Origin of the sequence: Agreia pratensis, assembly GCF_900177685.1 — a bacterium.
GTDB lineage: Bacteria > Actinomycetota > Actinomycetes > Actinomycetales > Microbacteriaceae > Agreia > Agreia pratensis.
The window spans coordinates 89393-103372 of the sequence record NZ_FXAY01000007.1; the positions used below are offsets into that span (position 1 = coordinate 89393).

Here is a 13980-nt window from a genome sequence, read left to right on the forward strand (position 1 = left end):
TGTCGTGCGAACCAAACGCAAAAGAGCCGGACAACGACTTCTCGTTGACCGGCTCTATCTCGTTCGCGTGCGCGAGGGGGGACTTGAACCCCCACGCCCTTTCGAGCACTGGCACCTGAAGCCAGCGCGTCTGCCAATTCCGCCACTCGCGCGAACTTAGAGAGATTAGCACGAAGGGGCAGCGTGAGGGAATTCGGGGCTGGATGTCGTTGCCTCGATACTCGATGCACGTTCCTCGCGAGCGCTACTCGACCAACACAGAGCATTGGTGCTTTTAAGAGGAACGAAAACCATCTACTAACAGGCGCAGAACGCGTACTAGGTGGATTTGCACGCAACACAAGTAACATCTACCTGAGCGTCGCCGCCCGAACTGTGGCGTGCGCGCAAGAAATGGGAGACACGTGGGACTGCTGGACAACTTCGAGAAAGGTCTCGAGCGTGCCGTCAACGGCGCTTTCGCCAAGACCTTCCGCTCGGGGCTGGCGCCGGTCGAGATCACCTCCGCCCTGCGCCGCGAACTCGACACCAAGGCTGCCGTCATCTCGCGCGACCGCATTCTCGTGCCCAACTCGTTCCGAGTCATCCTGGCCCCCGGCGACTACCAGCGCATGCAGGCCATCGGCCCCACACTCAGCGACGACCTCATCCAGTTCATTCAGACCCACGCCAAGCAGCAGGGCTACCAGTTCGCCGGTGGCATCTCGATGGAACTCGTGCAGAACCCGCGCCTCACTGACGGCCTGGTGCAGATCGAGTCGGCCAATGCGGCCGGCGAGGTCACCTGGACCCCGGTTCTCGACGTGGCCGGAAAGCGCTACCCCATCACGTCGTCGCGCACCGTCATCGGCCGGGGCTCGGATGCCGACATCACCATCGACGATCCCGGCACCTCGCGCAAACACGTCGAGATCCTGTGGGACGGCAAGCACGCCCAGGTCAAAGACCTCGGCTCCACGAATGGATCGCAGCTGAACGGTGTCGCCGTCTCGAAAGCCGCACTCGAGCCAGAGTCGGTCATCCAGATCGGCCGCACACGCATCGTGTTCCGCGTTCTCGCGCAATCGGCCAGCGTCGATCAATACTCCGATCTGCGCACTCAGCGCCAGAGCCGCACTCCCGAGCCCTTCCGCGAACAGCGCCCGCTGCCGCCGCGTCCCGACCGGCCTCGGCACGATCCGGGTGGCTTCTGGAGGGACAACAGTTGAGCGAACTCACCCTCCTGATCCTGCAGTTCGCGTTCCTCGCCCTTCTCTGGATCTTCGTCTTCGTCGTCGTCTACGCCATGCGCAGCGACCTCTTCGGTCGCCGAGTCAAAAAGCTTCCGGATGCGCAGGCCGCCGGCGCGGCCGGTCTCCCGAGTGCGGCTCCGGCCGCTGCCGTGAGCACCAACACCCCGCCCCGCCAGCAGGCGCCTGTGCCGCAGTCGAAAGTGCCCACCTTCACACCTCTTGAAGGCTCCTCAGCGGGGACACACCCCCGCGCGACGACAGGCAACGCGTCGCGCCTGGTCATTACCGCAGGCACCAAGAGCGGCACCGAGATCCCCCTCGGCACCATGCCCCTCACCATCGGCCGCTCGACCGACTCGAGCGTCGTCATCCGTGACGACTACACCTCCACCCACCACGCCAGGCTCATGGTGTGGAACGAGGAGTGGATGCTTCAGGATCTCGACTCCACGAACGGAACCTTCCTCGACGGCAAGCGCGTCACCTCTCCGGTGAACGTTCCTCTCAATACGCCCATCAAGATCGGCGCGACCAGCTTCGAGTTGCGGCGCTAAGCGATGGCCCTCGTCACATCGAGCGCCGCCATCTCCCATGTCGGCAAGATCCGCTCGAACAACCAGGACTCCGGGTTCGCCGGGCAGTCTCTGTTCGCGGTTGCCGACGGCATGGGCGGCCATGCGGGCGGCGATGTCGCATCCGCTCTGGCCATCACTCGGCTGCGCGAGATCGACGGCGAGTACGGCTCGGCCGTCGACGCCGAATTCGCTCTGCAAGAGGCCATCGTCGCGGCCAACGCGATCCTGGCCGAGACCGTGTTCGAGCATCCCGAACTCACGGGAATGGGGACCACCCTCTCCGCCCTCGTACGCGTGGGTCAGAGCGTGGCCTTGGCTCACATCGGCGACTCACGCGTCTACCGTTTTCGCGACGGAAATCTGACTCAGATCACCGCCGACCACACCTTCGTGCAGCGGCTCGTCGACTCGGGTCGCATCACGGCCGAAGAAGCCAAGACCCACCCGCGACGCTCGGTTCTGATGCGAGTACTCGGCGACGTCGATTCGACACCGGATGTCGACCTGCAGGTCATGGACACGCGTCCGGGCGATCGTTGGCTGATCTGCTCCGACGGCCTCACCGGCGTGGTCGACAACGATCACATCTCAGAGGCACTGGCGAGCGAGATGACGCCGGCAGAGGTCGTGTCCGACCTCGTCAAGCAGGCACTGGATGGCGGCGCCCCCGACAACGTCACCATCGTGGTCGTCGACATCAACTCGTCCTTCGACGAGCACGGGGTCGAGCCCGTCACGGTCGGCTCCGCATCCAAACCCGTCGCCTTCGAAGGAACCCTGGGTCGCCGCGTCTCGCGACTGCCCGGCCTGCGCCTGCATCAACGAGGCCCCGCAGACCCCAGCCACTTCGAACCCGAGTCCGAGGACTATCTCGACGAGCTGATCGAAGAGAATCAGCGCCGCTCACGCCGTCGAAAGACGGCCTGGCTCGCTGGTGCGCTCGTCATCATCTTCGCCATCGCGGTCGGTGCTTTCGCCGGCTACAAGTGGACTCAGACCCGTTACTACGTGGGAGACGTCGACGGGCAGGTGGCGATATTCCACGGAGTGCAGCAGAGCATCGGGCCGATCGCCCTGTCCGAGGTCTACCAGACCACCGACATCCAGCTCGACGACCTGCCTTTCTACACTCAGGAGCAGGTGCGCGACACCATCAGCGCCGACTCGGTGAAGGCCGCTCTCGAGATCGTGAACCGCCTCGGCGCCGCTGTCGAACCAGAGCCGACCCCCACTCCCACGCCCACTCCGTCTGCCACCCCAGCACCCGAAGCACCGGCGGCCCCCGTTGGCTGACTTGAACGGGTCGTCTCCCGTGATCGAGGCGTCCCCCCGGGTTCCGGATGCCGGTCGCGGCATCCGTCGCATCCGCGTGCCCCAGAAACTCCGCAATCTCGAACTCTTCCTGCTGATCCTCGCCTGCGGAACGAACGCCTTCGCCGTCGTGCTCGTGCAGCTCGGCGCTCTCGGAACCGTGGATTCGACGGTCATCACTCTCGGCGCGAGCCTGTCGGTGCTCGTGCTGGGCATGCACATCGCTCTGCGCTACGTCGCGCCCAACGCCGACCCGTTCATCCTCCCGGTAGCCGCCATCCTCAATGGCATCGGCATCGCCGTGATCTACCACGTCGATCTCTTGAAGGGCAATACGGGCTGGGAGTCGGTCGCGATCAGACAGGTCGTCTGGAGCGCCATAGCTCTTGTCTGCGCGATCGCCGTCGTGGTCATCATTCGCAATCACCGCGTGCTGCAGCGGTACACCTACGTCTTCATGTTCGCGGCCTTCGTGCTGCTCCTTCTCCCCATGCTGCCGGGCGTCGGGCAAGAGATCTTCGGTGCCCGCGTGTGGATCCACATCGGCCCGTTCTCGTTCCAGCCCGGCGAGATCGCCAAGATCCTGCTCGCCATCTTCTTCGCCGGATTCCTCGTGCAGCGACGCGACACCCTCTCGCTCGTGGGCCGAAAGGTCCTGGGTGTGCGCTTTCCCAGAGCACGCGACCTCGGCCCCATCATCGTGATCTGGGCGCTCTCGATGTCGGTCATCGTCTTCCAGCGCGATCTGGGTACGGCACTGCTCTACTTCGGCCTTTTCGTGGTGATGCTCTACGTCGCGACCGGGCGCACGAGTTGGATCCTGCTGGGCGGCGGTCTGTTCCTCGCCGGTGCCGTCGTCGCGAGCCAGACCCTCACCTACGTCAACGATCGCTTCAACGCGTGGCTGAACCCGTTCAGCCAGGCCAACTACGACGACGTGGGCGGCAGCTTCCAACTCGTTCAGGGCATCTTCGGTCTCGCCAACGGTGGCCTCATCGGCACCGGCCTCGGCCGAGGCCGGCCCGACATCACTCCGCTCTCGCAGAGTGACTTCATCATCTCGGCGATCGGCGAAGAACTCGGCCTTGCCGGACTCTTCGCTGTGCTCTGCCTCTACCTGCTGCTGATCGCTCGCGGTCTGCGCATCAGCTTCGCGGGGCACGACGACTTCGGTCGGTTACTCGGCGTTGGCCTCTCGTTCGTGATCGCGCTGCAGTGTTTCGTCGTGATCGGCGGGGTTACCCGAGTCATCCCCCTCACCGGCCTCACGACACCGTTCCTGGCCTCTGGAGGCTCGTCTCTGATGGCCAACTGGATCATCGTCGCGCTCCTGCTGCGCCTGTCAGACACAGTTCGCAACCAGCCAAGGCTGGTGATCTAGTCCGATGAGCAAAGAACTCAAACGCGTCGCGATCGTCGTTCTGCTGATGTTCGGGGCCCTTTTCGTGGCGACCACGAGCATCCAGTTCTTTCAGACCGACACGCTCGCCGCCGACAGCCGCAACACGAGGGCGCTGTACGCGAGCTACGACGCCGAACGCGGTCCCATCCTCGTCGATGGTCAACCCATCGCCATGTCTGTGCCTGTCGACGACGACTACAAGTTCCAGCGCACGTATCCGAATGGACCGCTCTACAGCCAGGTGACGGGCTACTACACGCTCGGCCAGGGATCCACGGGCATCGAGAACTCGCTGGGCGACTTCCTGTCGGGAACCGCCGACTCCCAGTTCCTCGCCCGCATCAACAGCATCATCACTGGCCAGAAGCCCAAGGGTGCGTCGGTCGAGCTCACCATCGATCCGGTGGTTCAGCAGGCAGCGTGGGATGCGCTGGGCGACTACAAGGGATCGGTGGTCGCTATCGAGCCGTCGACCGGGCGAATTCTCGCCATGGTCTCGAAGCCCACGTTCGACCCCAACACCCTGGCCGTGCACGACACGCAGAATGTGATCGACACGTACAACTCACTCCTCGGCGAATCGGGTGACCCACTCATCAACCGCTCGATCGACGGCAACCTGTATCCGCCGGGATCGACCTTCAAGATCGTGACGTCGTCTGCCGCCCTGCAGAGCGGAGTCGCGGCCACAGACACGCAGCCGAACCTCGCCCGCTTCCCGCTTCCCGGCTCGAACAACACCGTGTCGAACGCCGGCGGCGGAACCTGCGGAGGCGGCGACTCCGTCTCGCTCGAGACCGCCTTCGTCCTGTCGTGCAACATCCCGATGGCCGAGTTCGGCGTGCAGATGGGCGACAGCACGCTCGTCGACATGGCCAAGGCTTTCGGTTTCACCAAAGACCTCGACATTCCCATGGCCGTGCAGCCCAGCACCATCCGGTCGCCCATGGCCGACGACAAGCTCGCGCTGGCGTCTTTCGGTCAAGACGAAGACAGGGTCACGCCGCTTCAGGTCGCCATGTTCTCGGCTGCCGTCGCCAACAAAGGAACCATCATGAAACCGAACCTGGTCGACTCCATCACGGCGCCCGATCTGACGGTGCTGCAGCAGTTCGAACCGAAGGTATTCGCCGACCCGATCACGTCTGCAACATCTTCGACACTTTCGCAGTTCATGGTCTCTGCAGTCCAGAATGGCGCGGCGAGTAATGCAAGAATAGATGGGGTCAGCGTGGCCGGTAAGACAGGCACGGCAGAGAACGGCGAAGACGATCCGTACACTCTCTGGTTCACCGGTTTCGCCCCCGCAGACAACCCTCGGGTAGCCATCGCGGTAGTGGTGGAAGACGGCGGAGGCGAAAACCAATCCGGCTCGGGGAACTCCATCGCCGCGCCGATAGCAAAACAAGTACTTGAGGCGGTGCTGAATAAATGAGACCCACAGCAGGGCTCACCTTCGGGGGGCGCTACGAACTCTCCAGTCGCATTGCGATCGGAGGCATGGGCGAGGTCTGGAAAGCCACAGACCTGGTCATCGGTCGGACCGTCGCGATCAAGATCCTCAAAGACGAATACCTCGGAGATCCGGGCTTCCTCGAGCGCTTCCGCGCGGAGGCGCGCCATGCCGCGCTCGTGAACCACGAGGGCATCGCCAACGTCTTCGATTACGGAGAAGAAGAGGGCAGCGCCTACCTCGTCATGGAGCTCGTTCCGGGCGAAGCGCTCTCCACCATCCTCGAGCGAGAGCATGTTCTCTCGACCGATCGCGTGCTCGACATCGTGGCGCAGACGGCGTCGGCCCTTCAGGCCGCCCACGCCGCAGGCCTGGTTCACCGCGACATCAAGCCGGGCAACCTGCTCATCACTCCCGACGGTCGAGTCAAGATCACCGACTTCGGCATCGCCCGCATCGCCGACCAGGTTCCGCTGACCGCGACCGGCCAGGTGATGGGAACGGTGCAATACCTGTCGCCCGAGCAGGCTTCCGGCCAGTCGGCTTCACCGACCACCGACGTCTACTCGCTCGGAATCGTGGCTTACGAGTGCCTCGCCGGCAAGCGTCCGTTCACCGGTGAATCGCAGGTCGCCATCGCCATGGCGCAGATCAACGAGACGCCGCCAGACCTCCCGATCACGGTGGCCGAGCCGGTGCGCAACCTGGTTCTCTCGTGCATCGCCAAAAAGCCCGACGACCGACCGTCATCGACGGCCAACCTCGCGCGCGCTGCTACGGCGCTGCGTCGCGGTGACATCGCTGCCGCAGCCGCCGCTGTTCCCGCGGTTCTCGGCGGCCGACCCGCGCCACAGACCCAGGCCACCAGCCTGATGCCGACCGCCAACACCGTCGCATACGGCGCCACGCAGGCCACGACCGTCATCGGCGCAGCCGGTGGCGGCGACGGACTGCCGCCTATCGACGGCGAAGGCACCGATGACGCCGGCGACAATAAAAAGAAGCGCAGCCCCTGGACGTGGCCGCTCATCGTTCTCATCGCCATCCTCGTTCTTGTGCTTGGAGGAATCGTCACCGCTCTGGTCCTCGGCCAGAACGGGTCGGACAAGACTCCGGTGACCACAAGCTCGTCAGCTCCTCCCACGAAGGACACGCCGACCCCCAAACCCAGCACACCTACTCCGACACCGACCCCGACAACCGTCGCGATTCCCGAAAGCGAACTCGTCGGCAAGTCCTTCGACGAGGCCGCGGCCGTCCTGGTGGCCCTCAACTTCGATCTGAGCGCCTCAGACGTCACGGGCACCGCCGCCACCACGGCAGAGCAGGTGGGAACGGTCTACAAGGTCAACCCCGTCGGAAACGTGCAGCGCGGAACGAAGATCGAACTCACGGTCTACGGACCCATGCCGACAGTGAACGCACCCACCACGCCTCCGAAGCTCGGCAGCGTGGATGCCCCGTCACCACTCCCGGCAAACCAGGTTCCCGCAGGAACCGGCTCATTCACAGTCTCGTGGAGCGCGTACAGCTGCCCGTCGGGAACGAGCCTCGGCGCGTACTCGATCGTCGCCACCAATGCGACGGTTCTCACCGAACCGGGAATCGGCACGCAGGCCACACTGCAGGCCACCGCCGCCGGCCCAGTGACCGTCGCCTACACCGTCACGTGCTCAGGAATCGTGTCGGCCGCGTCACCCGCACTCAGTCTCACCGCACAGGCACCTGCCACCACCTCGCCGAACGGCAACGGCGGCTCAACTGGCTGAGTAACGACCAGCCTGTGCACCTAGACTGAGAACCCCCCGCACCACCGACCATGGAGTATCACTGTGACCGATGAACATCGCCTGCTTGCCGGGCGGTATCGAATCGGAGAAGTCATCGGCCGCGGGGGTATGGCCAATGTCTACTCAGGAAGAGATGAGCGCCTCGGCCGTCAGGTAGCGATCAAACTCCTCCGTTCGTCTCTGGCGAGCGATCCGGTGTTCCGCACACGGTTCAAGCAAGAGGCACAGGCTGCCTCCCGCATGGCGCATCCCACGATCGTGCGGGTGTTCGACGCGGGCGAAGAGAAGGTGCGCGAACCAGGCGGTTTCGAGGGCGTCGTTCCCTTCATCGTCATGGAGTACGTCGAGGGGCGCCTCCTCAAGGACATCATCAAAGAAGGTCCTGTCGCGCCCGCGGAGGCGATCCGCATCACCGAGGGAATCCTCACGGCGCTGGAGTACTCGCACCGTGCAGGCGTCGTACACCGCGACATCAAGCCGGGCAACATCATGCTCACCACCTCGGGCCAGGTCAAGGTCATGGACTTCGGAATCGCTCGCGCGATCTCCGATTCCTCCGCCACAGTGGCACAGACCACCGCGATCCTTGGAACTGCGCAGTACTTCTCGCCCGAGCAGGCGCGTGGCGAATCGGTCGATGCTCGCACCGACCTGTATTCCACCGGCGTTGTTCTCTTCGAGCTGCTCACGGGTCAGGCGCCCTTCCGCGGCGATACGCCGGTCGCGGTCGCGTACCAGCACGTCAGCGAGACCCCTCCGGTGCCCTCCTCGATCAATCCGAGCATCTCGCCCGCGATCGACCGCGTCGTTCTTCACGCCCTCACCAAGGATCGCTTCTCTCGCTTCCAGTCCTCGGCCGAGTTCCGCTCCGATCTCCAGGTCGCCGGAGCGGGCAAGATCCCTTCCAAGCGTCCGCCCGTCGAAGACTTCCAGTCGTCACTGTTCGGCGCGCCGCCGAGCCTGACTGCGACGTCAGACTCTGCTCTCACGCAGCTTGCGGGCGACGACGACTACGCGGTTCGCACGCAGTCGAGGCCGCCCGTCGTATGGATCTGGGCGGGTATCGCCAGCGTCGCGGTCATCATCATCGCTCTGGTCTTCTGGATCGTCACCCTCCCGCCGACCACGATCGTTCCCGACAACTCGATCACAGTTCCAAAGGTCGCCGGTCAGACATTCGACGCGGCCGACAGCACCTTGCAACAGATGGGTCTCGTGACGGCCCGACAAGACGTCTTCGATCCTGACGTGCCCGAGGGCCGGGTCATCCGCACCGATCCCGAGCCCGGAACAGTGCTGAACGAGAGCTCCGATCAGGTCATCGATGTCTATGTCTCTCTGGGCAAACAGACCGTGACGATCCCGGATGTGTCGGGCAAGCCAGACTCGGAGGCCACGGGTGCGCTCACAGCGCTCGGGTTGACCGTCGGCTCCACGACCAAAGAGAACTCCCCGACGGCTACGGCCGACACCGTGATCCGCACGACTCCCGCAGCAGGCACCGCGAGCTTCGTCGGCGACTCTGTCAATCTTGTGATTTCGTCGGGCCTCGTCACCGTTCCCGACGTGACCGGCCAGGCGCTCGACGTGGCGAGCACGACCCTTCAGGGACTTGCCCTTCAGGTGAGCGTCGACGGAGACCCCGGCTGTAAGACGGTTGCGGGTAACCCCGTGTCGAGCCAGTCGATCGCCGCCGGAGATGCCGCGCAGAAATCAGCCATCGCCATCCGGTACTGCACGGGCGCGTAGCGCCGAGGTCGTGCGCGCCTAGTTCGTGCGCATCAACGGGCTGAGGCTGCGCGCCGCGAGCGGCGCGCTCTCGAGGCCCGCGGCACCGAGCCAGTTGCCCAGCATGCGGTAGCCGCCCTCGGTGAGAACCGACTCGGGGTGGAACTGCACGCCGAAGACCGGAGCCTCTCGATGACGAAGTCCCATGATGACACCGCCCCGAGTACGGCTGGTCACGAGCAGCTCGCCGGGAACCGTTTCGTCGACGACAGCGAGAGAGTGGTAGCGCGTAGCGGTGAAGGGTGCGGGCACACCATCGTAGAAAGCGCTGCCGTCGTGCTCGATGAGGCTCGTCTTGCCATGCATCAATTCGTCGGCGTAGGTCACCGTGGCTCCGAGAGCCTCAGCTATGGCCTGATGGCCGAGGCATACGCCGAGAAGTGGTGTACCTGAGGCGAGGGCGGCGTGCACGACGGGGATGGAAACGCCCGCGTCGTGCGGAGTGCCCGGACCGGGAGAGACGAGAACAGCGTCGTAGTCCGCGATGCTCGCGGCGGCATCAGCGGGCGAGAAGTCGTCGTTGCGCACGACGTCTGTCTCAGCGCCCAGTTGCAGGAGATATCCGTTGAGCGTGTAAACGAAGCTGTCGTAGTTGTCGATGACGAGAACGCGCGTCATTGGTCGACGGTCACTTCCTGGGTGGGAGTGATCAGCACATCGATCCAGGGGAAGACCCATGCAGCAAGGGCGTAGACCACTGCGGCGGCGAGGATGAGAACGAGAATGATGCGCAGCCACACGGGCCCGGGCAGAACTCTCCAGAGGGCGGCGTACATATCAGTTCCCCGATCCGACGACGGATGCGATCTCAGCCGGCGGTCCGGCAGAACGTGGCTGCCACGACTCGAATGCGCCGTAGGCGATGATGCGCTCCGATGCGATGTACAGCGGGTTGCAGCTCGTGAGAGTGATGAGTCGGTCGACGGGAGTCGCGCCTTCGACCTGCGGAACGGGATCGATGACTCCAACACCATAGGGAGTCACGTACTCCGTGTCGCGGTAACGGTAGGTGTACCAACCGTCCTGCGTCTCGACGTAGATGGGATCGCCGATCTGCAGTTCGTTGATCTTGATGAACGCGCTGCCCCATCCGTCGCGGTGAGCGGCGACGGCGAAGTTGCCGACCTCACCGGGCATCTGGGTGTCTTCGTAGTGACCCGCGCCTCCCTTGTTGAGAACCGTGTGCGGATCGACGCCCTCTGCGATCGTTCGCTTGAAGTCGGCGCCGAACCGGGGAACGTAGAGGATCGCGAAGTCACTCCCGGCCGAGGGCGCGCCCATGACCGCGGGTTCTCCGTAGTTCACGGGTGCGACGGGAGTTCCCGTCTGAGTGGGGGTGGGCGTGGGCGTCGCGCCCGTGACCTGCGGCAGCTTCCAGTCGTCAGCCAGCGATGTCGCGTCGGAGGCCTGCTCGTTCGTGAGCACGATGCTGTTCCACCACAGCTGCCATCCCAAGAACAGCAGCACGAACACGCCCGCCGTTATCAAGAGCTCGCCGAATACCCCCACCACTTTCGTGGCGAGTGTGCGTTTGACCGGCTGCCCTTTCGTCGTCTTCGCCTTCGATGGGCGAACGGATGCGGCTTCGCCGGCGGCGACCGAAGGTTCGTCGCCCGCCTCAGGCGGCTCGGTAGCAAAGACACCGGCCAGCTCCGCCTCGGCCGTCGGCTCAACGGCTGCCGTGGGGCTCGGTTGTTCGGTGGGGACCGAAGGCTGCTTCTGCGAGGCTGAGCTCTTCAGAGCGTCGGCCTCGGCCTTACGCGCCTCTCGGCGTGACAGAGGCGTAGCGTCAGAACCCGGCTGAATATCCCCCGGCTGGTATTCGGTCATTGTTGCATTGTAAGCGTTCGACGCGGGCCTTTGCCCTGAGGGCCGAGCTGTTCTCAAGCATTCCGGGCTAGAATCTCCCCTATGGCCCGCGAGAAGACCCGTTCACCCCGTTCCGAAGTCGCAAAGACTGCTACCCGAAGCGGTGATGAGTCGACCAAGCCGAACCCGGTGTGGTTCAAGCCGGTGATGTTCGGCTTCATGCTTGTCGGTCTCGCTTGGATCATCACGTTCTACGTGAGCCAGGCCAAGTTCCCGATCGCCGACCTGGGCGGCGGAAACATTCTCATCGGATTCGGAATCGCCTTCATCGGCTTCCTGATGACCACGCGGTGGCGCTGACCTCAGCGAACTCTCCGCAGCCTGTGGATAACTAAGAATTACACGCGTGTAATTATCCCCAGCTGTGGATAACCCTGTTAATAACTATCGCTTCGGGGTGTGGAAAGTCGTCTAGACGATCGCTCTCACCACGGTGAGGGCGACAAGCCCGACACCGGTGGCGACAAGCAACAGAATCTGAGTGTTCTTCTGGCGTGCGTTTCGGGTCTTGGTGAAGATCAGGCCGATGAGTGCGCCCACTGCGAGCCCGCCGAGGTGAGCCTGCCACGCGATGCCGAAGCCCGGAATGAATCCGATGACGAGGTTGATGCCGACCAGGACGAGCAGCTGAACGTTGTTGCCGCCGAAATGCCGCTGGATGACAAAGAATGCCCCCATCAGCCCGAAGATGGCGCCGGAAGCCCCCACGACCGGTTGGGCGGGCGATGCGATCAAATCGACGGCGACCGAACCGCCAAGGCCGGCCAACAGGTAGAGCGTGAGATATCGCGCGCGGCCCAGGGTGTGCTCGAGCATCTGCCCGAAGATGAACAGCGCGTACATGTTGAACAGAAGATGCAGGATGCCGCCGTGCATGAAGATCGACGTCAGCATGCGCCAGGGCTCGAGTGGAAGTCCCAGGGCGGGCTGCGTGTAAGCGCCCGCGTACTGAAGCGCCTGCGTGACGTACGACCCGATGCCGGGGACGCTCTGCAAAATGAAGAAGAACGCGGTGACGCCGATCAGCGAGTAGGTGACGACCGGTTGCGTCGACGTGCTGCGGAAGGCCGTGACGAAACGCGGCTTCGGGCGGACCGGCCGATTCTCTCTCGCACAGTCGACGCAGTGCACGCCGACGGCCGCTTGCACCTGACACTCAGGACACACGGTCTTGCCGCAGCGCTGACACAGGATGAAGCTCTGTCGCCCGGGATGCCGATAACAGAAGTTATCGGCATCCACTGGAGCCTGTGACACCCGCGCTCGCCTCTATCTCGGAGAAGAAGCTCAGACGGCTTCGATGGTGACGCTCTCGACAACGACACTGTCGAGAGGACGGTCGCCCGCGTCGGTCGCAACTGCGCCGATCTTCTCGACGATGCGCTTGGACTCGTCGTCGGCGACCTCGCCGAAGATGGAGTGCTTGGCCTGCAGCCAGGTCGTCGGGCCCGTCGTGATGAAGAACTGCGATCCGTTGGTGCCGTGGCCACCGCGCTGACCAGCGTTGGCCATTGCCAGAACGTAGGGCTGCGTGAAGTTGAGTTCGGGGCTGATCTCGTCGTCGAAGGCATAGCCGGGGCCACCGGTGCCCTGTCCGATGGGGTCGCCGCCCTGGATCATGAATCCGGGGATGATGCGGTGGAAGATGGTGCCGTCGTACAGCTTGTCTTTGGAGACCTTGCCGGTCTGCGGGTGGGTCCACTCGATCTCGCCCGTTGCGAGGCCGACGAAGTTGGCGACCGTCTTCGGCGCGTGGTTGCCGAAAAGATTGACCTTGATGGCGCCGTGGTTGGTGGTGAACGTTGCTACGTGGGTGTGTGCAGGCATGGATTGATTCTCCCATACACCCCCAGACATCCAGACGAGGCACAGGGTATGTGCGGGTGATCGCCAGGGCAAGCCGTGCGCGCCGTGTGGTGCGCGTGGCAAGATTGGGGGGAACCGCGCTCGTTCCGCTGATGGAGGTTTTCAATGAGTCTTACTCGTAAGCGTCGCAAGGCGCTCAAGAAGTTGAAGGGCAGTGCTGAAGAGCTGTGGCTCGACCAGCAAGAGATCCTTGATCGCGCAAACCAGATCGCCCGCGTCGCCGCGGGCCACGCCTCCGATCTGACCCGTGAAGAAGTCGTGCCTCGCGTTCGCGGTGCAGTCGACTCGATCGGTCCGGTCATCGGCCGCAATGTCGCCGGAGCCAAGCTCGCAGCGCAAGAGGTGCGCAGCCGTTTCGCCCACGATGTGCTTCCCTCGGTCGGCACAGCTCTCGGATCCGCCGCTACCGTGCTGCATGTGGCCAACAATCCGACCGTCAAGCGAGCTATCGCCAAGACGCAGCCCAAGAAGGCTCCGGTCGGCGGCATCGTCGCTATCGTGTTCGGTGTCGTTGCAGCTGCCGGCGTCGGATACGCGCTGTGGCAGACGCTGCGTGCCGACGACGAGCTGTGGATCGCTGACGACGAGGCAGTCTCCGAGACGCCCGCCGGCTAGGCATCACTCCAGTTAGAAGACAAGAGCGGCACCCCGAGGGTGCCGCTCTTGTCGTTTCTGCGGCAAGAGTTCTATCGCA

The 13980-nt window shown here is 64.0% G+C and carries 14 protein-coding genes and 1 tRNA gene; 9 read left to right on the plus strand and 6 right to left on the minus strand.

Annotation, left to right across the window (positions count from 1 at the left end):
* Positions 1-68: 68 nt before the first annotated feature.
* Positions 69-152 (minus strand) — tRNA-Leu (locus tag B9Y86_RS16300).
* A 252-nt stretch (positions 153-404) separates the two neighbouring features.
* Between B9Y86_RS16300 and B9Y86_RS16305 the strand changes: the two genes are divergently transcribed.
* The 7 genes from B9Y86_RS16305 to pknB all read left to right on the plus strand — a co-directional run bounded on the left by B9Y86_RS16305 (position 405) and on the right by pknB (position 9512).
* Positions 405-1208 carry an FHA domain-containing protein gene (locus B9Y86_RS16305; RefSeq protein WP_085488069.1) on the plus strand — a complete coding sequence of 268 codons (804 nt, stop codon included), beginning with the start codon at positions 405-407 and terminating at the stop codon, positions 1206-1208.
* Positions 1205-1786, plus strand: coding sequence for an FHA domain-containing protein FhaB/FipA (locus B9Y86_RS16310; protein WP_085488071.1), 582 nt, complete (start codon positions 1205-1207; stop codon positions 1784-1786). Before B9Y86_RS16305 ends, B9Y86_RS16310 begins: the two co-directional genes overlap by 4 nt.
* Positions 1787-1789: 3 nt before the next feature.
* Positions 1790-3100 (plus strand): PP2C family protein-serine/threonine phosphatase, encoded by a 1311-nt coding sequence (locus tag B9Y86_RS16315; protein WP_085488073.1) that lies wholly within the window; start codon positions 1790-1792, stop codon positions 3098-3100.
* Position 3101: 1 nt separating this feature from the next.
* The gene (locus B9Y86_RS16320; RefSeq protein ID WP_244894815.1) at positions 3102-4499 is read left to right on the plus strand and encodes an FtsW/RodA/SpoVE family cell cycle protein; all 1398 of its coding nucleotides are present in this window, start codon (positions 3102-3104) and stop codon (positions 4497-4499) included.
* 4 nt (positions 4500-4503) lie between these two features.
* Positions 4504-5955 (plus strand): peptidoglycan D,D-transpeptidase FtsI family protein, encoded by a 1452-nt coding sequence (locus tag B9Y86_RS16325; RefSeq protein WP_085488075.1) that lies wholly within the window; start codon positions 4504-4506, stop codon positions 5953-5955.
* Positions 5952-7742: a protein kinase domain-containing protein gene (locus B9Y86_RS16330; protein ID WP_085488077.1), complete on the plus strand. Its 1791-nt coding sequence runs from the start codon at positions 5952-5954 to the stop codon at positions 7740-7742. The genes B9Y86_RS16325 and B9Y86_RS16330 overlap by 4 nt, the downstream gene beginning before the upstream one ends.
* Before the next feature lie 63 nt (positions 7743-7805).
* Entirely contained in the window at positions 7806-9512 is a 1707-nt protein-coding gene (gene pknB / locus B9Y86_RS16335; protein WP_139824952.1) for a Stk1 family PASTA domain-containing Ser/Thr kinase, read from the plus strand.
* A gap of 18 nt (positions 9513-9530) precedes the next feature.
* Here the strand turns inward: pknB and B9Y86_RS16340 are convergent, their stop codons facing one another.
* Genes B9Y86_RS16340 through B9Y86_RS16345 form a run of 3 tightly spaced genes read right to left on the minus strand, consistent with a single transcriptional unit; the run spans position 9531 to position 11381 of the window.
* Positions 9531-10169 carry an anthranilate synthase component II gene (locus tag B9Y86_RS16340; protein ID WP_085488079.1) on the minus strand — a complete coding sequence of 213 codons (639 nt, stop codon included), beginning with the start codon at positions 10167-10169 and terminating at the stop codon, positions 9531-9533.
* Positions 10166-10327, minus strand: coding sequence for a hypothetical protein (locus tag B9Y86_RS17630; protein WP_176223404.1), 162 nt, complete (start codon positions 10325-10327; stop codon positions 10166-10168). Before B9Y86_RS17630 ends, B9Y86_RS16340 begins: the two co-directional genes overlap by 4 nt.
* Before the next feature lies 1 nt (position 10328).
* The gene (locus B9Y86_RS16345) at positions 10329-11381 is read right to left on the minus strand and encodes a class E sortase (RefSeq protein ID WP_244894810.1); all 1053 of its coding nucleotides are present in this window, start codon (positions 11379-11381) and stop codon (positions 10329-10331) included.
* Between the two features lie 81 nt (positions 11382-11462).
* On the opposite strand from B9Y86_RS16345, the gene B9Y86_RS16350 reads away from it, so the two are divergent.
* Entirely contained in the window at positions 11463-11720 is a 258-nt protein-coding gene (locus B9Y86_RS16350) for a cell division protein CrgA (protein ID WP_044440925.1), read from the plus strand.
* A 111-nt stretch (positions 11721-11831) separates the two neighbouring features.
* Here the strand turns inward: B9Y86_RS16350 and B9Y86_RS16355 are convergent, their stop codons facing one another.
* Both B9Y86_RS16355 and B9Y86_RS16360 read right to left on the minus strand, forming a co-directional pair.
* Positions 11832-12677: a rhomboid family intramembrane serine protease gene (locus B9Y86_RS16355; RefSeq protein ID WP_085488081.1), complete on the minus strand. Its 846-nt coding sequence runs from the start codon at positions 12675-12677 to the stop codon at positions 11832-11834.
* A 30-nt stretch (positions 12678-12707) separates the two neighbouring features.
* Positions 12708-13247, minus strand: coding sequence for a peptidylprolyl isomerase (locus tag B9Y86_RS16360; RefSeq protein ID WP_085488083.1), 540 nt, complete (start codon positions 13245-13247; stop codon positions 12708-12710).
* A 144-nt stretch (positions 13248-13391) separates the two neighbouring features.
* Here B9Y86_RS16360 and B9Y86_RS16365 point away from each other — a divergent pair, with 144 nt between their 5' ends.
* A complete protein-coding gene (locus B9Y86_RS16365) occupies positions 13392-13901 on the plus strand; it encodes a hypothetical protein (protein ID WP_055782939.1) in 510 nt (169 codons plus the stop codon).
* Positions 13902-13980: the final 79 nt, after the last annotated feature.

Excerpts from the sequence above, each read along its gene's own strand:
- B9Y86_RS16360 (WP_085488083.1), bottom strand. The coding sequence starts at position 13,247 with ATGCCTGCACACACCCACGTAGCAACGTTCACCACCAACCACGGCGCC.
- B9Y86_RS16330 (WP_085488077.1), top strand. The coding sequence starts at position 5,952 with ATGAGACCCACAGCAGGGCTCACCTTCGGGGGGCGCTACGAACTCTCC.
- B9Y86_RS16350 (WP_044440925.1), top strand. The coding sequence starts at position 11,463 with ATGGCCCGCGAGAAGACCCGTTCACCCCGTTCCGAAGTCGCAAAGACT.
- B9Y86_RS16325 (WP_085488075.1), top strand. The coding sequence starts at position 4,504 with ATGAGCAAAGAACTCAAACGCGTCGCGATCGTCGTTCTGCTGATGTTC.
- B9Y86_RS16365 (WP_055782939.1), top strand. The coding sequence starts at position 13,392 with ATGAGTCTTACTCGTAAGCGTCGCAAGGCGCTCAAGAAGTTGAAGGGC.
- B9Y86_RS16340 (WP_085488079.1), bottom strand. The coding sequence starts at position 10,169 with ATGACGCGCGTTCTCGTCATCGACAACTACGACAGCTTCGTTTACACG.
- B9Y86_RS16315 (WP_085488073.1), top strand. The coding sequence starts at position 1,790 with ATGGCCCTCGTCACATCGAGCGCCGCCATCTCCCATGTCGGCAAGATC.
- B9Y86_RS17630 (WP_176223404.1), bottom strand. The coding sequence starts at position 10,327 with ATGTACGCCGCCCTCTGGAGAGTTCTGCCCGGGCCCGTGTGGCTGCGC.
- B9Y86_RS16345 (WP_244894810.1), bottom strand. The coding sequence starts at position 11,381 with ATGACCGAATACCAGCCGGGGGATATTCAGCCGGGTTCTGACGCTACG.